This window comes from Lactobacillus sp. PV012 (assembly GCF_014522325.1).
GTDB lineage: Bacteria > Bacillota > Bacilli > Lactobacillales > Lactobacillaceae > Lactobacillus.
This window is the reverse complement of record NZ_CP041983.1, coordinates 1,407,435-1,427,194: the sequence shown is the minus strand read 5'-3', so window position 1 is coordinate 1,427,194 and position 19,760 is coordinate 1,407,435. Positions and strand designations below refer to the sequence as shown.

20 protein-coding genes are annotated in these 19,760 nt (G+C 31.0%); 19 read left to right on the top strand and 1 reads right to left on the bottom strand.

From position 1 onward, the window contains the following. Positions 1 to 213 precede the first annotated feature (213 nt). Both FP433_RS06965 and FP433_RS06960 read left to right on the top strand, forming a co-directional pair. Positions 214 to 1,668, top strand: a complete 1,455-nt coding sequence (locus tag FP433_RS06965) for an APC family permease (RefSeq protein ID WP_265483895.1) — start codon at positions 214 to 216, stop codon at positions 1,666 to 1,668. A 141-nt stretch (positions 1,669 to 1,809) separates the two neighbouring features. Next, positions 1,810 to 2,889, top strand: coding sequence for a P-loop NTPase fold protein (locus FP433_RS06960; RefSeq protein ID WP_265486660.1), 1,080 nt, complete (start codon positions 1,810 to 1,812; stop codon positions 2,887 to 2,889). A gap of 80 nt (positions 2,890 to 2,969) precedes the next feature. Here the strand turns inward: FP433_RS06960 and FP433_RS06955 are convergent, their stop codons facing one another. Then, positions 2,970 to 3,629, bottom strand: a complete 660-nt coding sequence (locus FP433_RS06955) for a histidine phosphatase family protein (protein ID WP_265486659.1) — start codon at positions 3,627 to 3,629, stop codon at positions 2,970 to 2,972. Positions 3,630 to 3,832: 203 nt separating this feature from the next. Between FP433_RS06955 and FP433_RS06950 the strand changes: the two genes are divergently transcribed. The 17 genes from FP433_RS06950 (at position 3,833) to FP433_RS06870 (ending at position 19,757) form a co-directional block, all read left to right on the top strand. After that, positions 3,833 to 4,870: an LCP family protein gene (locus FP433_RS06950; RefSeq protein WP_265486658.1), complete on the top strand. Its 1,038-nt coding sequence runs from the start codon at positions 3,833 to 3,835 to the stop codon at positions 4,868 to 4,870. Positions 4,871 to 4,873: 3 nt separating this feature from the next. Beyond that, on the top strand, positions 4,874 to 5,734 hold the full coding sequence (locus FP433_RS06945) for a YveK family protein (protein ID WP_265486657.1): 861 nt from the start codon (positions 4,874 to 4,876) through the stop codon (positions 5,732 to 5,734). An 11-nt stretch (positions 5,735 to 5,745) separates the two neighbouring features. Then, positions 5,746 to 6,486, top strand: coding sequence for a CpsD/CapB family tyrosine-protein kinase (locus FP433_RS06940; protein ID WP_265483900.1), 741 nt, complete (start codon positions 5,746 to 5,748; stop codon positions 6,484 to 6,486). 1 nt (position 6,487) lies between these two features. After that, a complete protein-coding gene (locus FP433_RS06935) occupies positions 6,488 to 7,258 on the top strand; it encodes a tyrosine-protein phosphatase (protein ID WP_265487267.1) in 771 nt (256 codons plus the stop codon). A gap of 11 nt (positions 7,259 to 7,269) precedes the next feature. Beyond that, positions 7,270 to 7,929: a sugar transferase gene (locus tag FP433_RS06930; protein ID WP_265487265.1), complete on the top strand. Its 660-nt coding sequence runs from the start codon at positions 7,270 to 7,272 to the stop codon at positions 7,927 to 7,929. A gap of 12 nt (positions 7,930 to 7,941) precedes the next feature. Continuing rightward, the gene (locus FP433_RS06925; protein ID WP_265486656.1) at positions 7,942 to 8,760 is read left to right on the top strand and encodes a glycosyltransferase; all 819 of its coding nucleotides are present in this window, start codon (positions 7,942 to 7,944) and stop codon (positions 8,758 to 8,760) included. A 43-nt stretch (positions 8,761 to 8,803) separates the two neighbouring features. Continuing rightward, positions 8,804 to 9,739 carry a glycosyltransferase family 2 protein gene (locus tag FP433_RS06920; protein WP_265486655.1) on the top strand — a complete coding sequence of 312 codons (936 nt, stop codon included), beginning with the start codon at positions 8,804 to 8,806 and terminating at the stop codon, positions 9,737 to 9,739. Continuing rightward, entirely contained in the window at positions 9,733 to 10,899 is a 1,167-nt protein-coding gene (cps2T, locus tag FP433_RS06915; RefSeq protein ID WP_265486654.1) for a beta 1-4 rhamnosyltransferase Cps2T, read from the top strand. Before FP433_RS06920 ends, cps2T begins: the two co-directional genes overlap by 7 nt. A gap of 3 nt (positions 10,900 to 10,902) precedes the next feature. Continuing rightward, positions 10,903 to 12,048 carry a glycosyltransferase family 4 protein gene (locus tag FP433_RS06910; protein WP_265486653.1) on the top strand — a complete coding sequence of 382 codons (1,146 nt, stop codon included), beginning with the start codon at positions 10,903 to 10,905 and terminating at the stop codon, positions 12,046 to 12,048. A gap of 37 nt (positions 12,049 to 12,085) precedes the next feature. Further along, positions 12,086 to 13,387 (top strand): O-antigen ligase family protein, encoded by a 1,302-nt coding sequence (locus FP433_RS06905; protein WP_265486652.1) that lies wholly within the window; start codon positions 12,086 to 12,088, stop codon positions 13,385 to 13,387. A gap of 26 nt (positions 13,388 to 13,413) precedes the next feature. Continuing rightward, positions 13,414 to 14,472: a glycoside hydrolase family 99-like domain-containing protein gene (locus FP433_RS06900; RefSeq protein WP_265486651.1), complete on the top strand. Its 1,059-nt coding sequence runs from the start codon at positions 13,414 to 13,416 to the stop codon at positions 14,470 to 14,472. Positions 14,473 to 14,537: 65 nt separating this feature from the next. After that, on the top strand, positions 14,538 to 15,599 hold the full coding sequence (locus FP433_RS06895) for a hypothetical protein (protein ID WP_265486650.1): 1,062 nt from the start codon (positions 14,538 to 14,540) through the stop codon (positions 15,597 to 15,599). Continuing rightward, positions 15,586 to 16,833, top strand: coding sequence for a nucleotide sugar dehydrogenase (locus tag FP433_RS06890; RefSeq protein WP_265486649.1), 1,248 nt, complete (start codon positions 15,586 to 15,588; stop codon positions 16,831 to 16,833). Before FP433_RS06895 ends, FP433_RS06890 begins: the two co-directional genes overlap by 14 nt. 46 nt (positions 16,834 to 16,879) lie before the next feature. After that, on the top strand, positions 16,880 to 18,337 hold the full coding sequence (locus FP433_RS06885) for a flippase (protein ID WP_265486648.1): 1,458 nt from the start codon (positions 16,880 to 16,882) through the stop codon (positions 18,335 to 18,337). 321 nt (positions 18,338 to 18,658) lie between these two features. Continuing rightward, on the top strand, positions 18,659 to 19,162 hold the full coding sequence (locus tag FP433_RS06880; RefSeq protein ID WP_265486647.1) for a hypothetical protein: 504 nt from the start codon (positions 18,659 to 18,661) through the stop codon (positions 19,160 to 19,162). Positions 19,163 to 19,254: 92 nt separating this feature from the next. After that, positions 19,255 to 19,551 carry a hypothetical protein gene (locus tag FP433_RS06875; protein WP_265486646.1) on the top strand — a complete coding sequence of 99 codons (297 nt, stop codon included), beginning with the start codon at positions 19,255 to 19,257 and terminating at the stop codon, positions 19,549 to 19,551. Further along, the gene (locus FP433_RS06870; protein WP_265486645.1) at positions 19,548 to 19,757 is read left to right on the top strand and encodes a hypothetical protein; all 210 of its coding nucleotides are present in this window, start codon (positions 19,548 to 19,550) and stop codon (positions 19,755 to 19,757) included. The genes FP433_RS06875 and FP433_RS06870 overlap by 4 nt, the downstream gene beginning before the upstream one ends. Positions 19,758 to 19,760 lie beyond the last annotated feature (3 nt).

The following is a 19,760-nucleotide window of genomic DNA, read 5'->3' as shown; positions in this document are numbered from 1 at the left end:
AACCTCCGATTAGTCTAAATGAAAAATAGTCTTGAATAATTTTATAAAATCTATATAATTTGGACAGATGTCCTTTCATGGATAAATTATATAGATTTTGGAGAGCAGTACAAGTGAAAATTTTGAGTCCATTGCTGCCATTAAAGCCACCAAAGTAAGAAGTATTTCCCAGAAATATTAAAATAAACTTATTTTGGAGGTAAATATTTAATTATGGAACATATGGAGTATATTGAGCCTAAGAAGAAGCATTATATGGCGTGGCCAATTATTGCTTTAATTGACTTTGTAACAATTATTAGTTTTGAAAATATTTTTTATCCTTTTCAAAACCAAGGGCTTTCAGTAGTTATCTCATGGATCTTTCTATTCTTTTCATACGTTTTGCCCTATGCGTTAATTTCTGCACAAATGAGCTTAACGTTTGATAATCAAGCTGGAGGTCTTGCATCTTGGGTCCGGCATAGTAGTAATGACACTTTAGGATACTGGACAAGTTGGATGTATTGGGTGCAAAGTGTGCCTTATATTGTGGATGTTTCAAACTCAGTTATTGTTTCGTTTAGTTGGATGATTTTAGGAAATAATTCTTTAGACAAAAAGATGTCCACCTTCTGGTTTGGAATCTTAACTTTTGTAATCATTCTGGCTTTTATTTTGCTAGAAAATTTATTAAAAAATTCTCTTGAAGTCCTTTCCTTAATTGGTGGTGGGGCAATGTTTATCATGTCATTTTTATTTGTGCTTTTGGCAGGTTATGCGGTAATGCACGGACACCATATTGCTACCCAACCATTTAACTGGGGTGCCTTTAAGCCATCATTTAGTTTGAATTACTTTTCAACAACAGGACTTTTGATTTTTGCAATTTCTGGGGCAGAATTAGCTGCACCTTATGTCTCTGAAATGAAAAATCCCAAGCGTGATTTCCCTAAGTCAATGTGGATGTTGGCATTGATGACAGGATTTTTGACGATTTTTGGGACATTAGCTTTAGCGATGTTTTTCAATGCTCACCATATTCCAAATGACTTTAAGATGAATGGCCCTTACTACGCCTTTCAGCTACTAGGACAAAGTTTGGGAATGGGTAAAATTTTGATGTATATCTTTGCAGTAGTGCAGGCAGTCTTTATGATGGCGCAACTAGCAGTGTTGCTAGATGCTTCAAGTAGAGTATTTGCAGGGGATGTTGCGGATAAATTCATGCCTAAATGGCTAACAAAAAAGAATAAAAACGGCCGCCCAATCCATAGTTATACTATTACTGCAGGACTTAGCCTATTTTTACTATTGTTAACTGGAACTTTGCCTAATATTAATACCATCTACAATTGGCTTTTGAATGTTAATGGTATCATTTCTCCATATAAAACTTGTTGGGTATTCTTTGCCTTTGTAGCAATGCGGATGCAACAAGAAAAATATCATTCAAGTTATGTGTTCATCAAAAATAAAACTGGTGCGCTAACTGTAGGATTCTGGTGTCTAATCTTTACGTTTGTATGTGCAACACTAGGTTTTATTCCACAAAATGTAGCTTTTGGAACTAGTGGCTTTAGTCACCAATTAATTATGAATATAATTACTGTCCTTGTGTTGTTTGGTCTCGGCTTTGTAATGCCATGGCTTAGAAAACGTGAACAAGCACGTGAAGAATTAATGTAGGTTGAAACTCTAGCTTTTTTAGCTAGAGTTTTTTGCTAAGTAAAATGGAGTAAAGAATTGGACAAAAAAGTAAAATGAAGTAAAATGAAGTAAAGAATTAGATGAAAAAGTAAAATGAAGTAAAGTAAGAGGGTGAAATTAATGTACGAAGAAAATCCATTTGATGCAGAATTTGGTGGAATTCCAGAATTGTATTTAGATTTTAATGAAGATGCAAAAAAATATGCTAATAAAATTCATCGCTCAAAAAAACATCCTACCTATTCTCTTTTCATTACTGGTGTACGTGGTTCAGGGAAAACCGTTTTCATGAATAAAATAGGACAAGAACTGAACAAGTATGAAGATACTATTGTGATTACTCTTCACAATACTGATGACTTGTTTAGAATAATGTATATTAAATTAGCTCCGATGTTAGAAAAAGTAAAAAAGTGGAATACTTCAATCTCAATTAAATTTCCTTTCATTTCGGTGAATTTTGCAGAAGCCAGTGAAAAACATGATGAAATATACTATAAAACTGAAATAACAAAAATTCTAAAGTTATTAAAACAAGCAAATTTGAGAGTGGCATTTTGTATTGATGAGGTTTCGAATACACCTGCAATCCAGAAACTAGCAGAAGAATTCAATGATTGGAGTCTCAATGAACTTCAAGTTTCGATTATTATGACGGGATTATTAAAAGAAGTTTCTGAACTGTCTAGTACTCACAACTTAACTTTCTTAGTTCGTGCTGATCGGTTTCATATTAAGAACCTACAACCACTATCAATGGCTCAAACTTACATGAAGGTATTAGGTATTAGTAGTAGAGAAGCTGAAAAAATGGCTGTAGCTACTCAAGGATACGCCTACGCTTTCCAATTAATTGGAGACTTGATGTTTGAAAATTTAATAGAAAGAAAAGATTTTGCTCAGGCATGGGACTATTCACAGTTAGCCTTCAAAGATATTTTGTTTAACCAAGCCTATGATGTAATTGCTCACGAATTAACAGAAATAGACTTTCAATTTTTGTATGCAATGGGTAAAGATGGAACAATTAGTACTATAATTGAAGACATGGGCAAGAGTAAGCAATATGTAAATGGCTACCGGACTAAATTAATTAAATATGGCTTAATCAAACCTATTATTCGAGGCAAGTTAGGCTATACACTTCCTTTGTTTAAAGAATTCATTCAAAGAAAATATGATGAGCTAAATTGGGGATGATAATAAAACCTCGCTATCAACTTTTGGATAAGTTAGTAGCGAGGTTTTTAAGTAAAAATAGTGGGATAAATATTTTAGAATTAGGCATCTAGTGTCATTTTGTTATAACTATCTACATTAATCTTTCCTTCATCATCCATCTTTAAAATGGTAATTGAAGCATTCTGTGGACCGTGAGCTAAGTTATATTGTCCAGGTGCAAAGCGAGATACAATACTGCGAATGGTAAAACCATGGCTGACAAGTAAAATTTTGTCAGCACCTTCCATTTGTTTAATCATCTCAAATCCCTTGTCAACACGTTTCCAATATTCTTGAGCATCTTCAGCATCATGATAAGGATCTGCTTCTTTCATGTAATCTTTCACAGTATCAATGTCCACATGAGTAAACAAGTCTTCTCGTCTTGGATAGCCATGGCCGCCACCAATCATCCGCCAGGCTTCATCAGAGTTCATTCCTTCAAAAAAGCCATAAAATTGCTCTCTAAAAAATGGTGTAGCAATATGCTGAAGTTCATTACGATTAATGTTTTCTTCTATAATATATTCACATGTATCGCTAGCACGTTTTAAATCACTAGAAATCGCAATATCAAAATCAACATTAGCTAATTCTTTACCAGCATTTTTTGCCCCCGCAATTCCTTGCTCAGTAAGAGGGGTGTCGCACCAGCCTTGCATTTTATCATAGCGGTTAATAAAAGTTTGTCCGTGGCGAACTAAATAAATTGTTTTCATAAAATAAAACCTCAATAAATTTTCTTTTTCTTTCAAGTCTAAACACTTTTGAGGTAATTGACAACTTGTGTAAACTAGCTAATAGTATTAAAATACAGTAGTTATTGTTAAAATTACCGATATTATTGCCAAAAATAGTGTACTATAGTAATAGCTATTCACTTAAATGGCAAAAATTGTTTTACTTTGAAAGTGAGTAAGTAATGGACAATCAAGAAAATAAAAAAGGAAATTCATCAAAACATCGGCATCGACACCATCATCGACGTAAGAAGTTTTGGCGGGTATTTTGGATTATTATTGGCTTAGCTGCAGTAGTAGCATTATTCTTTGCTGGGTACATGTATAAGAACTTACGTGATGCTAGTGATAATATGTATACGCCAGTATCTAAAACTACTAAAAGCAATAAATCAAGAAGTAATTTGGATAAATTACTAGCAGAAAAGAAGCCAATTAATATTTTATTACTAGGAATTGATACAGGAGCAATGAATCGGCATTGGAAGGGTAGAACTGATACCATTATGATGCTTTCAATTAATCCTAAGACTGAAACAACTAGAATCACTTCAATTCCACGTGATATGAAGGCAAGTTTACCTGATTATCCAAATGTTTCACCAATTAAGATTAACTCTGCTTATACTTTGGGTGGAGTAAGTGAAACAATTAAGACACTTGATAAATATTATAGTGTTCCAATTGATGGTTATATTTTGATGAATATGGGTGGCTTAAAGAAAGCCATTGATCAAGTAGGTGGAGTTACTGTAACTTCTCCTCTTACCTTTAACAACATGGGATATAGTTTTGTAGAAGGTAAGACTTACCATATGATGGGTAAACAAGCTCTGGCATTTGCCCAATTGCGCCATGGGGACCCTAACCAAGATTATGGCCGTCAAGAACGTGATCGTCGAATTATTGTTGGTTTACTTAAGAAGTCTGTCTCCCCTAAGACACTTTTGAATAAGGATTTCTTAGAGTCAATTTCAACTCAAATGCAAACCGATTTAACTCTATCCCAAATGTATAAGATTGGAACAGATTATCGCCAAGCTACTAAGCATGAAGTAACAGATCATGCTCAAGGAGTAAGTAAGATGATCAACAATCAAAAATATGGTCAAATGGAAGTTGAAGTGGTTGATAAGAAAGAACGTCAACGTATCAACAACGAAATTCGTCAATCCTTAGAAATTAATAGAATTAACGTAATGGACGATGGAGAATATTAATTAATGGAAGAAAAGGCAACACAAACAAATACAATTGACTTAAAATATCTCTGGAATTTAGTCAAAAGCAATATTTGGCGGATTATTATTTGGACGATTGGTTTAGGAATTATTGGCTTTGCAGTCGCTGCTTTTGTAATTCCACCAAAATATAGTTCAAGTACGCAAATCCTTGTTAACCAAAAAAAGGATCGCAACGATCCAAACGCTGCATATACAATGCAACAAGCCAATATTCAAGTAATTAATACTTATAAGGATTTAATTACCAGTCCAGTGGTTTTAAAAGATGCATCATCTTACTTAGCAAATCCAGTTAAAGTAGTTAAAAAAGCTAAAAAAGCTGTCTATCGTCGTAATGCAGCTGGTAATCGAGTTTTAGTTTCAAAGGCTACACCAGCAGTTGTTGAACGTGATGGAAAGAGTTATGAAATTAGTGCCCAAAAGTTACAAGGGATGATTTCAGTGCAAACTCAGCAAAATTCCCAAGTGTTTACAATTACTGCTAAAGCTAATACTCCTGAAAAAGCTCAAGCAGTAGCTAACGCAGTAGCAAATTCTTTCAAGAAGAAGATTACAAGCGTCATGGACGTTAATAACGTGACAATTGTTTCAACTGCTAACAAAGGAGCAAAAAGTTTTCCAAATACTAAGTTGTTTACAGCGGCAGGTCTTGTAATTGGATTATTGATTAGTTTTGCAATAATTATTATTCGGGATGCAATGAATACTACTGTTAGAAGCGATGAATACTTAACCCAAGATCTTGGATTAACTAATTTAGGAACAGTTACTCATTTCCGCTTATCTAATAATTTTAAAGTTAATGGTAAAGATGATAAAAGCAAAGGTAAGCGTGTTTAAGGAGGCACCCAATGGCAGGATTTAGACGTAATAAACGTGGTACAAATGAAACAATGCAACATGGTGCTAAACTGATTACAGTTGCCAAACCCAAAAGCCCTGTTGCAGAGCAATTTAGAACAATAAGAACTAACATCAATTTTATGAGTGTTGATGAACAAATTAAAAAATTAGCTTTTACTTCGGCTAATATTTCTGAAGGGAAATCAACCGTTACTGCGAATGTAGCTGTAACGATGGCACAATCTGGTAAAAAGGTCTTACTAATTGATGCTGACTTACACCGTCCAACTCTTCATCAAACCTTTAATATTCCTAATAAAGCAGGGTTAACAACAATTTTAACTTCTGAATCAGCGGAAATAAATCTAAGCGATATAGTTAAATCAGGAGTAGTAGATAATTTATCAGTATTACCATCTGGTCCAATTCCACCAAATCCTTCAGAACTACTAGGTTCTAAGAGAATGCATGACTTTTTGGATAATGTCTCAAACCATTATGATATGGTAATCATTGATATGGCACCTGTCTTAGAAATTTCTGATAGTCAAGTTTTGGCTGGTGAAATGGATGGGGTAATCTTAGTTGTGCGTGAAGGAGTAACCCAAAAAGCTGGAATTGCGCGTGCAGTTGAATTACTAAAGATGACTAAGACACGTATCTTGGGTTATATTATGAATGATGTGCGTACAGGGGCAAATGGCTATGGTTACGGATATGGCTATGGCTACGATGACAAAGGAAAATAAAATGGTTTTAGTTGATATTCATGCTCATCTTTTGCCAGGGATTGATGATGGGTCACCTGATATGGAAACCTCACTTCAGCTGGCAAAAGCTGCAGTTGAAGATGGAATTACTCATGCTTTAATGACACCTCACCATTTAAATGGGCGTTATAGCAATCACAAAAAAGATGTAATTAAGTTAACTGAGCAGTTTCAAGCACAATTAAAACAAGAAAAAATTGACTTAACCATTTTCCCTAGTCAAGAAGTTCGGTTAAGTAGTGAGATTCCAGCTGCGTTAGATAATGATGACATTCTATTTTGTGATGAAGATGGAACTTATATGTTATTAGAAATGCCTAGTGAAGATGTTCCATTATATGCAAAAGAGATGACTTATCAGTTGTTGGCACGAGGAATTACGCCAATAATCGTGCATCCTGAACGAAACAGCCGCATCTTAAAAGAGCCAGAGCTACTACAGAAATTTTTGGAACAAGGTTGTTTAACTCAAGTTACTGCCAGTTCTTATGTGGGAGTCTTTGGTAACAAGATTGCAGATTTAAGTGAGAGATTAATTGCAGCGGGTCAAGTTGCAACATTTGCGTCAGATGCTCATAGCTTAGCTAAGCGTGAGAGCAAGATGACTGAAGCATATGGTAAGTTGAGTAAAGAGGTTGGAAGTGACATAGCAGCCACTTTTAAGCAAAATGCTCAAGATATTATTAATGGAGAAAATGTTAGTTTAGATTGGCAACCTCTTAGAAGGAAGAAAAGATTTTGGATATTTTAGAAAGTCAAGGAATGGAGGAAGAGGACGTGGCAAAAGTTGAACTTAACCCTAAAAAAGTTAAGAAACGTCCTTTCTATCGTTTCTTTAAAAGAAGTGTAGATATAGTTGGAAGTGGGGCCGGGTTGGTACTACTTTCTCCTTTATTTGGCTACTTAGCTTATAAAGTCCATAAAGAAGATGGTGGTTCAGTCTTTTATAGCCAAGAGAGAGTTGGCAAGGATGGCAAGAAATTTAAGATTTATAAGTTTCGTTCCATGGTACCTAATGCAGACCAAATGGTCGAAGAATTAGAAGATCAAAACGAAATTGATGGAGCCATGTTTAAAATTAAAGACGATCCGCGGGTAACTAAGATTGGGCATGTAATTCGTAAATACAGTCTTGATGAATTGCCACAATTGTGGAATGTTTTAATTGGAAATATGACGTTAGTTGGACCACGTCCACCGCTACCTTCAGAAGTTGAAGAATACAGTGATTATGATAAATTACGTTTAACTGTTAAGCCTGGCTGTACTGGGCTTTGGCAAGTAACTAAGCGTAATGAAGCCGATTTTGATGAAATGGTTGAATTAGACATCGAATATATTAATCATAGTGGTTTTTTCTATGATTTAGGTCTTATTGTTAGAACTATTGGTGTCATGATTCATCCTAATGGAGCGTATTAAAGATATTAATAAATGAATAAGGCAAAACTTGGAATAGTAGTTGTAACTTATAATCCCAATATTAATGATTTTTATAAAAATATGAAAATAATTTCTACTTTGAGTAATAATATAGTAATAGTAGATAATAATTCAAATGATCAAATATATCGTGGAATAGAACAATTAAAAGAAAGTTATTCTAATTTAAGTATAATTAGACTATCTGAGAATAAAGGTATTGGTTATGCTCAAAATATTGGTATTGAATATTTGAATAATAAAGTAGAAAATTATTACCTTTTCCTAGATCAAGATAGTAGTATAACACTATTCAATTTAAAAAAATTAATAAAAATATTTGAAAAGATTAATGATCAGAATGTTGTAGCTATAGGACCTGCTCAAGATTATGATGTACTAAATAATCATGTGGAGAAAACCGATAAATTGATTAGTTCAGGTTCGCTAGTAAAAAAAGCTGCATTTGAGAAAATAGGGAAGTATAAGTCAGCATTTTTTATAGACTATATTGATTATGAATGGTGCTGGCGTGCACAAAAGCAAGGGTATAAAGTGTATAAAACGGATTTAGTAGAAATGAATCATGAAACAACTGGTGTAAATAGATATAGGGGACATACAGTTGATCCTATTTTTCGCTTATATTATATATTTAGAAATTCTACGTATTTGGTTTTATATGAAAAAATACCAATAAAGGCTAAGATAGTTATGATTGTTAGAAATTCGGGCAAGCTCATGTTTCAATTTCGACTTCCTAAAAAAAAGTTAAGAATTAAATCGGTTATGAAGGGCATTAAAGATGGATTGCGTAAACAATTAGGATAGTGTCTAGGTAATTATATATTAATAATTAACAGGAATAGAGTGTATGGTGAAAAATAATATTAAAGCTCCGTTAGTGTCTATAATTGTACCATTTTACAATTCTGAAAGAACATTAGAGAAATGTTTAACTAGTATTGAACAACAAGAATATGAAAACATTGAAATTGTGCTAGTAAATGATGGATCAAAGGATAAAGGACTTGAAATTGCAAAAAACTATGCCCAAAAATATAAAAATATAAAAATTTTTTCGCAAAAAAATCTAGGAGTAGCTGTTGCCAAAGAAAGGGGAGTTGAATGTTCTACAGGAGATTATATTACTTTTGTAGATTCTGATGACTACATCCTTCCTACATATATATCAGACTATATAGCAGCTATATGTAAATATGATTGTGATATATGTATTAGCGGATACAGCACATTGAAAAATGGAAATCTAAAAAAACATTTATTAAGTAACAGATCTTTTTCTATCCAAAAAGCTGAAGCGATGTCAGATTTACTTAAAGATGGATTTGGAGACTTTTTTTGCAATAAAATTTTTTCAAGAAAGGTTATGAGGTATTTTAAATTAGATTCTGGAAAAAATTATGAAGATATAAGAGAATGTTATAAATTATTTCAGTACGCCAATACTTTCTTTTATGTTTCTAACCCAGGCTATGTTTATGTAATTCATTCAGGGAGCATTACATCTACTCCTTCAAAAAAGAATAGATATGATTTGTATGAAGCAAAAATAGGCCAATACTTATTTTTTAAAGAAAATGGCTATAATGATGCTATCAAGGTAGCATATCCTTCATTAATTGAAGTAGCCTCAAAGTATTTACTATTTTGCGGAAAATTACGAAATAGGTCATATGACAACATGGCAAAAAAAATTATATATGAAGCTAAATTACAAGATATTTCTTCATATAAATTAAAAGTTCTAGTAATATTAATTAAAATTTGGGAGGGTAGGAAATGGTAAAGAATATATTTATAGTCGGATCAAAAGGTATTCCTGCTCAATATGGTGGTTACGAAACTTTTGTTGATGAATTAGTAACTCGTCAACAAGATAAAAATATTAAATATCATGTTGCCTGTATGACATTTAATAAAGAGACTAAACATTATGACTATAATGGTGCGGAATGCCAAGAAATTAGTATTCCTAATATTGGTGGAGCTAAGGCAATTATTTATGATTTAAAAGCTTTAAATTGGGCTTTAGATGAAATTAAAAAGAATAATATGCGAGATGGGATTATTTATATTCTAGCTTGTCGAATTGGACCTTTTATTCACAATTATATTCCTAAATTTCACAAATATGGCTTTCAAGTATGGGTAAATCCGGATGGTCATGAATGGTTACGCGCCAAATGGTCTAAACCAGTACGTAAGTATTGGAAAGTTAGTGAAGGTGGTATGGTTAAAAATGCTGACTTACTAGTTTGCGATAGTAAAAATATTGAAAAGTACATTTATTCATCTTATTTAAAGTATACTCCCAATACTACTTTTATTGCTTATGGTGCGGATATTATCCCGTCTAAACTAAAAGATAATGATAAAAAAGTTATCGATTGGTATAAAGAGCATAATGTAAAGAAAAATGAATACTTCTTAATTGTGGGACGTTTTGTTCCAGAAAATAATTATGAAACAATGATTCGAGAATTTATGGCAAGTAATGTTGATAAAGATTTAGTTATAATTACTAATGTTGAAAAGAATAAGTTCTATGGAGAATTAAAGGAAAAGACCCATTTTGATAGGGATACTAGAATTAAATTTGTGGGGACAGTATATGATAAGGATTTATTGAAATATATCCGTCAAAATGCATTTGGCTATCTTCATGGACACTCTGTTGGTGGTACTAATCCGTCATTGCTTGAAGCTCTTGCAATTACAAAATTGAATCTATTATATAATGTAGGCTTTAACCGTGAAGTTGGTGAAGATGCGGCGTTATATTGGAGTAAGACCCCGGGCTTTTTAAAAGACTTATTAGAAAAGTCTGTAACATTGACTACTAAACAAATAGATAATTTGGGTAAAAGGGCACAACACCGTGTAATTGATGGATATTCATGGAGTAAGATAGTCAATGATTATGAAAATACTTTTTTGGAGAAGTAATTAATGAAGACGATTCTCTATTTACATGCAGGTGCCGAAATGTACGGTGCAGATAAAATCTTATTAGAATTAACTACTGGTTTGGATAAATCTAAGTTTAGGCCGGTTGTCATATTACCATCTGATGGAATTTTGAAGCAAAAATTAGAAGAAGCAGGGATTTTAGTTCATGTGATTAATTATCCAATTTTAAGAAGAAAATATTTTAAGCCTAAGGGTATTGTAGACTATATTTCTAATTATAAAAATAAAAGTGACGAAATCGTAACCTGGTTAAAGAAAGAAAACATAAAAGTTGATATTCTACATATTAATACTTTAGCAGTTCTTGAAGGGATTAGATTAAAGAAAAAATTACATGTTCCACTTTATTGGCATATTCATGAAATAATTACCCATCCACAAGTAGTAAATAGATTTCTGTGTTACTGTGTAAATCGTTATGCAGATAAGGCTATTGTTGTATCAGGTCCTGTAAAAGAACATTTGGTAAAAAACGGAGTATCCGCCAATAAAGTGGTTGTAATTCATAACGGTATAGATTCTAACATCTTTTCTCCAAATGTTAACTCTGATTATTTGTACAAAGAGTGGAATATTCCGAAAAATGCAATTAAGGTAGGTATGATTGGAAGAGTTAATGCATGGAAAGGTCAAAATGATTTTTTGGAAGCATTAGCTCCATTACTTGATGAATTTGATAATTTATATTTAATTATTGTAGGTAGTGCCTTTAAAGGTCAAGAATGGCGAATTAATGATTTAAAAAAGAAAATATCATCTTATCCACATCATGATAGAATTATTTTTTCTGAATTTCGAAAAGATAATTATGCTGTAGAGCATTTTTTTGATATTTTGATTTTGCCAAGTATTTCACCAGATCCGCTTCCAACTGTTGTCTTAGAAGCAATGGGATGTGGTCGAGCAATAATTGGATATAATCACGGTGGAATTACTGAAATGGTAAAAGATGGATATAATGGTAAACTTATTATGCCAAATAATATAGTTGCACTAAAAAAAGCTGTAAAGAATAGTATAAAAGGTAACTATTATAGACAGTGGGGAAAAAATTCAAGAAAGCGATTAGTAGAAAAGTTTTCTTTTAAGAATTTCATATGTGCTTTTTCGAACTTTTATGAGTAATTCATAATATGTTACTCAGTACTTTTTTAGGAGAATCATGTATTACGATAAGTATCAGTTAGATGAACTACCATGTAATGAAAGAAAATCAAAATTATTGTCAGGAGTTTTATTTACTGTATGGCTTTTTACTTTAATTTTATATATTAGGGTGAATAATCCGTTAACATATTATATTCTTGCCTTTGGTTTTATTTTTTGTGTAGGTCTGTTTAGTACACAATATTTATCATTAAAAATAAACAATATACAAAAGTATTGGTTATTTTTTATAAGTTATACTTTTTTAATTACATTAAGCACTGATATGTTCAATGTGATTAAAAAAGGATCATATAAAACACCCTTGGTATTTTTGATATTATTTATTTTTATACTTTATTTTGTACAATTGTGTAATAGATTATATTTTTTTAAATTATTTAGAAATTTTATGGCAATATGCTCCATTTTGGGAGTAATCGAATATATAACTAACTTTCAATTTTATAGAAGCTTTATTACGGTAGATGCTATTGAGAGAACATATCAAATTTATGGGATTCTCGGATCCTCAAATTATCGTCTAATGTTGTTTTTTGGCCACCCTATAATGTTTGCATTATTTATAGCAATTTATTTATTCATTTTGTTGTATATACCGTTTAAAGTAAGACCTATTAATGTTTCATTTTTTATTTTGGGTTTAATTTGCTTAATTTTAACTCAATCTAGATCTGTTTGGATAGCCTTTGGAATTGTTTTAATTTTGTATCTTTTTGTATCTAAGAATATAAAGAAGATAAGTTTAAAGGGGATAGGACGCGGATCTATTATATTGTTTATCGGAATTATAGTAATCTTTCTTATTAAATTAGTTAAGCCTACATTATTCCAAAATCTAAGTATGATATTTTCTGATAGAATTAATGCCGTAATAAATTCCCCTGAGACTTCTTCTGGTGCGAGAGTAGCTAATTTGTCTTTAATTAATTATGTTCCAAATGTATTTGTCAAGTTTTTTGGAGGTGGAACTGGATATGGTTTAGGATTATTGGCTTCTCACCCGACGGTTGATGGTTGGACGCACGCTATAGACAATCAATATCTAACATTTTTCTTGGATTATGGTGTAGTCGGATTAGTAATATTTATATGGTTTGTTTTTAAGTGTGTACATCTTTTGTTTAAAACGAATGATGCTTTGAATAAAGTGATATTATTATCTGTTTTAGTAATATTGATGGCAAGTTATTTCTTTGAATTTTATATAAACATGTATGTAAATTATTTCTTATTTATCTTAATTGCATTTATTCGTAAGAAAGATGTAAATAATCCTAAAGATAAGATGCTATAGTAAATATTAATTAAAAGGAGATACAAATGAAAAAATTTGCGTTCTTTTTACCACAATTTCATGAAATACCCGAAAACAATAAGTGGTGGGGACAAGGATTTACTGAGTGGACTAATGTTCGTAGGGCAAAACCACTTTTTAAGGGACATAAGCAGCCAAAGCATTCACTTAATAATAATTATTATGACTTATTGGATAAGCAAACTATGTTGTGGCAAACTGAATTAATGAATAAATCTGGATTAGATGGTTTTATTTATTATCATTATTATTTTACAGGTAAATTATTGTTAGAGAAACCTGCAGAAAACTTATTAAAATGGAAAGACATACCCCAGAATTTTTTCTTTTGCTGGGCTAATCATACGTGGAAGCGTTCATGGGAAGGAACATCTGAAGTTTTACTCAATCAAACATATGGTGAAAAAAAAGATTGGGAAAAGCATTTTCAGTATTTGCTACCTTTTTTCCGAGATAGCAGATATGAAAAGAAAAATAATGAACCATTATTTATGGTATTTGATCCATATTTTAAAGAGAAAAATAAAATGTTTGCCTATTTTGATATGCGATGTAGGGAAGAAGGATTCAATGGGTTATGTTTAATTGAGACATACGGCGGTGAAGATATTAAAAAATTTAAACAAAATAAAGCTGAATCAACGGAGTTCACATTTTATAGAGAACCTACTGTATCTCAATATGCATATATCAAAAAAAATTTCTTAAGAAGTGTTTATCATCATTTAAATAAAAAGATGAGAGAAAAAGGTTATATACATAAGCCATATATCATAGATGGAAATAAAATGATGGATATGAAATTGAATAATGAACCATTAGGTAAAGAGATTGCAAATGGACTGTGGTTCGAGTGGGATAATACGCCACGTCACAAATATCGTGGGTATGTAATAACACCATATGATTATTCTAAATTTGCTAAATATATGGAGTTAGTAAAGAAACAAGATTATTTATTTATCAATGCTTGGAACGAATGGGCTGAAGGAATGATGATAGAGCCTACTGTTGAAAATGGATATAAATATATAGAATGGTTAGAAAAATTAAATAATAAATAATATCATAGTGAGCTGCTAATAGAGAGCAATTTAAGAAATAAAAAGTAGAAAGATTTAATTAGAATATGAAGGTATATATTGTTTGTCCATATACTAAAAGTGGAGGACCACGCAGTTTACATCAATTAGGAAATAAATTAATAGATCGAAATTTAGATGTATATATGTATTATGGATATAGAGGTAAAAAAATTGATGCTAAGAATGTGCTTTATTTAGATAGTAAAGCAAAAATTGCATCAAAAATTGAAGATAAATCAGAGAATATCATTATTGTCCCAGAAATGGATACAGTGTGGTTAAATAATTATAAAAATATTCGAAAAGTTATATGGTGGCTTTCTTTACATTTTTATTTAAATAATAATATTTGGTGGCGTGCAAATTTTTGGACTCGTTTCTTGCATCAACCGGTGTTTTTTAAATATATGAGATATGCGAAAGCAAAGATAAAAGAGCCACATATTAATAATGTTAATCCTGATGATTTGCCAAAAATTGATTATCATTTATATAATTGCGAATATGTACGCCGATATTTAGTAAAGCATGGTGTACAATCTTCAGATATGAGCTACTTATGTGGTCCTATTGATATAGATGTAAATGATGGAGTAAAGATTTCAGATAAGGAAAATCTTATTATTTATAATCCAGCTAAAGCATCTAAATATATATTAACTAAAATTTTGACATATATGAAAAAAAATTATCCAAAATATAAATTTAAACCTCTACAAGGGATGGAGCATAAAGAAGTATTAAAAAACCTCAATAAGGCAAAAGTTTATTTAGATTTGGGATACTTTCCTGGTCCAGAAAGAATGCCTAGAGAAGCGGCAGTAAATTATTGTAATATAATTACATCAAATATTGGAGCGGCTGCTAATAAAGTAGATGTACCAATTCCTGAAAAATTTAAATTTTCTTTAAAAAAAGAAAATGTTCCGATTATTTGTAAATTAATTGTTGATATGTGTGAAAACTATACAGATTATACACATTATTACAATAAATACAGAGAAAAGACTATTTCTCAAATAAATAACTTTGATTCAGATATAGATACCTTTAAGAATGTTATATGTTCTGTAGAGAGTAGAAGAGGAAAAAATGAAACAGTTTAAAATAACAATAGCGGGTACAGGCTATGTTGGCTTAAGTTTGGCGACTTTATTAGCACAGAATAATGAAGTAACAGCGGTAGATATTGTACCTGAAAAGGTTGATTTGATAAATAATCACAAATCTCCAATTGTTGATAAAGAGATTGAAGATTTTCTTGCAAGTAAGGATTTAAAATTAAAGGCTACTACTGAGGGAGCAACTGCATATAAAGATGCGGATTTTGTAGTAATTGCTACTCCTACTAACTATGATAGTGAAAAGAACTTTTTTGATACATCTGCTGTAGAAGCAGTAATTAAGCTAGTGCAAGAAGTTAATCCAAATGCAATTATGATTATTAAGTCAACTATTCCAGTTGGCTATACTAAAGCAACTCGTAAAAAATTTAACACTGAAAACATTATTTTTAGTCCAGAATTTTTACGTGAAGGTCATGCACTTTACGATAATCTTCATCCTTCTAGAATTATTGTAGGAACTGATTTAAAAAATCCTAAGTTAGTTGAAGCAGCTAATACTTTTGCATCATTATTACAAGAAGGAGCAGAGGATAAAGATATTCCTACTTTAATTTTAGGATTTACTGAAGCGGAAGCGGTTAAATTATTTGCTAATACTTATTTAGCTCTTCGTGTAAGTTACTTTAATGAATTAGATACTTATGCAGAAGAAAAGGGCTTAAATACTCAAGAAATCATTGATGGTATTGGATTGGATCCCCGTATTGGTGACTATTATAATAATCCATCTTTTGGATATGGTGGATATTGTTTACCAAAAGATACTAAGCAGTTATTGGCTAACTACCAAGATGTACCTCAAAACTTAATAAGTGCTATTGTTCAATCAAACGATACTCGTAAAGATTTTATTGCTGCTCAAGTATTAGATAAGGCTGGATACTATTCTTATGATAAAGGTAATACTTTTGATGCAAGTAAAGAAAAGAAGGTTACTATCGGAGTTTATCGTCTAACAATGAAGGCTAACAGCGATAATTTCCGTCAAAGCTCTGTGCAAGGGGTCATGAAACGTGTAAAAGCTAAAGGTGCAGATTTAATTATTTATGAACCTACTCTTGAAGACGGTTCTACTTTCTTTGGTAACAAAGTAGTAAATGATTTAGAAAAATTTAAATCTTTAGCTGATGGAATTATTGCTAATAGGTATAGTGATGATTTAGAGGATGTAAAAGATAAAGTCTATACAAGAGATATTTTTAGAAAAGATTGATAAATAGGCTTCATTTTTTGAAGCCTTTTTAATTAGAGAGAATTTTATGAAGAAAAAATCCTTAGGGAAGAATGCACTTTTAAATGGATTGCGGAGTGCACTTAATTTATTATTCCCTTTATTAACATTTCCATATGTATCACGTATTTTATCAGTTGATAGTATGGGGATTTATAATTTTTCAAGTACTTATATTAACTATTTTGTCCTGTTAGCTGGTCTAGGAATTTCCACTTATGCGGTTCGTGAAGGTGCAAAATATCGCGATAATCGAGAAAAAATTGGAGAATTCTCTAGTCAGATTTTTACTATTAATATAATTGCTACAATAATTGCCTATTTATTATTATTCGCAACTTTAATTATTTTTGGTAATTTACATAATTATGTTTCGACTATTTTAGTTTTTTCTATTCAAATCTTATTTACAACAATTGGTACTGAATGGATTTATACTATCTATGAGGAATACAGTTATATTACCGTTCGAAGCATAATATTTAAAATTCTCTCGATAGTTTTATTGTTTGCTTTAGTGAGGAAACCAAATGATTATTTGTGGTATGCGGGTATCACAGTTTTTGCTAATGTAGGATCTAATATTTTAAATTATTTCCATGCAAAATCTTTTACTTCAATTAAACTTACTAAAAATACAAATTGGCATTTTCATTTGAAACCTATTTTTGTAATTTTTGCATCTTCAGTTGCAGTAACGCTTTATGTATCTTCTGATACAACAATTTTGGGATTATTAAAGGATGATTATGCCGTTGGAATCTATGGTGTATCAGTTAAAGTCTACGCAATTGTTAGTAGCATGATTAGTGGTTTATTGGTAGTAACGATTCCTAGATTAGCGATGTTAATTGGTAAGCGTCGGATTAAAGAATATCGAAACGTTCTCCAATCGGTAATTGATACTCTCTCAGTTTTAGGATTACCTGCTGCAGTTGGATTAGTAAGTTTAAGTAAAGAAGTAATCTTAATAATTGCCGGAAAGAAATATTTAAATGGAATTTTATCACTTCAAATAATTACCTGGGCAATGATTTTTTCTAACTTTTCTATGATTTTTAATCAATGTGTGTTAATTCCAACAAAAAGAGAGGGAAAATCTTTAAGAAATACTCTAATTACTGGGTTAATCAATGTAGGATTAAACTTTATTTTAATTCCTCTTTGGTCATATGATGGAACTGCCTTGAGTACAGTAATTGCTGAATTTATGATTATGACACTAAATGGATGGTCTGCTAGAGATTATGTAGGTCCAATTTTACGTTCAAAGCAAACAAGAAAAAATTTGTTGAATTCAATCTTAGGATGTTTAGGAATTATTTTGATTTGTTGGCTTTTAAAGATGGGTATTTCATCATTAATTTTAAGAACTATTTTGTCTGTTGTTCTTTCGGTTGGAATCTATGGTGCAATTTTAGTTTTATGTAAGAATAAAATTGCTTATGATTATTTAGAAAAAATTAAGCAAAGATTTCATAAATAAGGTATAATGGTAGTGGAATAATGCATATACTTACTTTAAAACCTCGTTCATTTGAAAAAGATGAACGAGGTTTTTATCTTGATGTGGGAAAATTTAAAGAGGAAATATATCTGGAATAATAGAGAAAATTAGCTAATATTTTTGAGTGAAATGCTAACAATTGTTCTAGTAGTTGGAATATTTAGCATTTCTATGGACAATAATAGAGTAAAAGGGTGTGCATTGGTTATAGTTTTTGAATTAATGGTAGTAAGTTTATTTTTTGATTTACAGAAATAGAAAAAGAATCGATGTCTTATCACAAACATATAAAATAGAATTTTGGAGAATAATGGTGGGAATTCATATAATAATTTTATTTATTTTGGCAACTCCACTAACTCCATTAATGTTTTTCCTAGTATTTTTCCTAGTATTTTTGCTGGTAAAAATGTATTAACTATTATTTCTTTAGATGTAACTTTATTTTTGGCATGGTTTGGATATTTTAAGAAAATAGAAGTATATCAGATAAATATTCTTAATGAGGATTTTGATATCGAAAATTTTTTAATAAATAAACAAATAAAAACTCTATTTATAAAAATTATCTTAGATGGAGAAAATACTGGTTTTATAAGATATAGAGGAGTTTGCTTTGAAAAAGATTTAGATGAAATAAAAAATAAGAGTAAGAGGTATGAGCAAGCATTATGGGGACAAAATTTCGCAAGAGGTAATTATGTAAAAATAAAGCCACATGAAGATAGTACGCCGATATATTTCGATTTAGTAGGATTACGTAGAGAGTGGAAGGAAAAGAAACCTGAAAAAGCAGTCTGGTGATATTGAGTTGATATTTGAAACTAGTGAAGGAATAGTTTTTTCTAGGATGGTAAGGGTGGAGAATAAGAAAAATAAAAGGAAAAGGATAATTGATGAAGAACATAAAGATCTGGATTAAAAAATATTGGGTAATATTATTGCTAGCTCTTGGAGTAATAGGTGAAATAGTGGGAGGAATACTATCGTATTGTTGTTCGAATAAAATTGGAGATATGGGAACTTGGTATAGTGGAATTGGAACTATTTTAGCTGTTGTAGTTGCATTGACGGCACAAAATGAAACTAGAAAAAAATTTCAGGAGGAACATACTGCAAAATTAAAAATACTAAATACTTATAGGATAAAAAAGATACAAATATTGATGAAATATTACAAATTATTCCAATGAATATTGGGTTAGATAAAGGAATATATCGTTTCTTTGTGGATTATCAGACAAAAGATAAAGAATATATAATTCAAATAATTAAAAAAGTAAGAGAAAATAAAGCTAAAACTGAGGAAATAATTAAAGCTGCTGGAAAGATTTATGTTCATAAGCCAAATCCTACTGATATGGAGGGGAAAACTTTATTTTACAATTGGCGAAAATAATAT

Bases quoted from the DNA above. Each gene is read 5' to 3' on its own strand.
- FP433_RS06965 (WP_265483895.1), top strand. From the start codon at position 214: ATGGAACATATGGAGTATATTGAGCCTAAGAAGAAGCATTATATGGCG.
- FP433_RS06960 (WP_265486660.1), top strand. From the start codon at position 1,810: ATGTACGAAGAAAATCCATTTGATGCAGAATTTGGTGGAATTCCAGAA.
- FP433_RS06885 (WP_265486648.1), top strand. From the start codon at position 16,880: ATGAAGAAAAAATCCTTAGGGAAGAATGCACTTTTAAATGGATTGCGG.
- FP433_RS06900 (WP_265486651.1), top strand. From the start codon at position 13,414: ATGAAAAAATTTGCGTTCTTTTTACCACAATTTCATGAAATACCCGAA.
- FP433_RS06875 (WP_265486646.1), top strand. From the start codon at position 19,255: ATGAAGAACATAAAGATCTGGATTAAAAAATATTGGGTAATATTATTG.
- FP433_RS06940 (WP_265483900.1), top strand. From the start codon at position 5,746: ATGGCAGGATTTAGACGTAATAAACGTGGTACAAATGAAACAATGCAA.
- FP433_RS06935 (WP_265487267.1), top strand. From the start codon at position 6,488: ATGGTTTTAGTTGATATTCATGCTCATCTTTTGCCAGGGATTGATGAT.
- cps2T (WP_265486654.1), top strand. From the start codon at position 9,733: ATGGTAAAGAATATATTTATAGTCGGATCAAAAGGTATTCCTGCTCAA.
- FP433_RS06910 (WP_265486653.1), top strand. From the start codon at position 10,903: ATGAAGACGATTCTCTATTTACATGCAGGTGCCGAAATGTACGGTGCA.
- FP433_RS06930 (WP_265487265.1), top strand. From the start codon at position 7,270: ATGGAGGAAGAGGACGTGGCAAAAGTTGAACTTAACCCTAAAAAAGTT.
- FP433_RS06950 (WP_265486658.1), top strand. From the start codon at position 3,833: ATGGACAATCAAGAAAATAAAAAAGGAAATTCATCAAAACATCGGCAT.
- FP433_RS06925 (WP_265486656.1), top strand. From the start codon at position 7,942: ATGAATAAGGCAAAACTTGGAATAGTAGTTGTAACTTATAATCCCAAT.
- FP433_RS06905 (WP_265486652.1), top strand. From the start codon at position 12,086: ATGTATTACGATAAGTATCAGTTAGATGAACTACCATGTAATGAAAGA.
- FP433_RS06945 (WP_265486657.1), top strand. From the start codon at position 4,874: ATGGAAGAAAAGGCAACACAAACAAATACAATTGACTTAAAATATCTC.
- FP433_RS06890 (WP_265486649.1), top strand. From the start codon at position 15,586: ATGAAACAGTTTAAAATAACAATAGCGGGTACAGGCTATGTTGGCTTA.
- FP433_RS06955 (WP_265486659.1), bottom strand. From the start codon at position 3,629: ATGAAAACAATTTATTTAGTTCGCCACGGACAAACTTTTATTAACCGC.
- FP433_RS06920 (WP_265486655.1), top strand. From the start codon at position 8,804: ATGGTGAAAAATAATATTAAAGCTCCGTTAGTGTCTATAATTGTACCA.
- FP433_RS06895 (WP_265486650.1), top strand. From the start codon at position 14,538: ATGAAGGTATATATTGTTTGTCCATATACTAAAAGTGGAGGACCACGC.
- FP433_RS06870 (WP_265486645.1), top strand. From the start codon at position 19,548: ATGAATATTGGGTTAGATAAAGGAATATATCGTTTCTTTGTGGATTAT.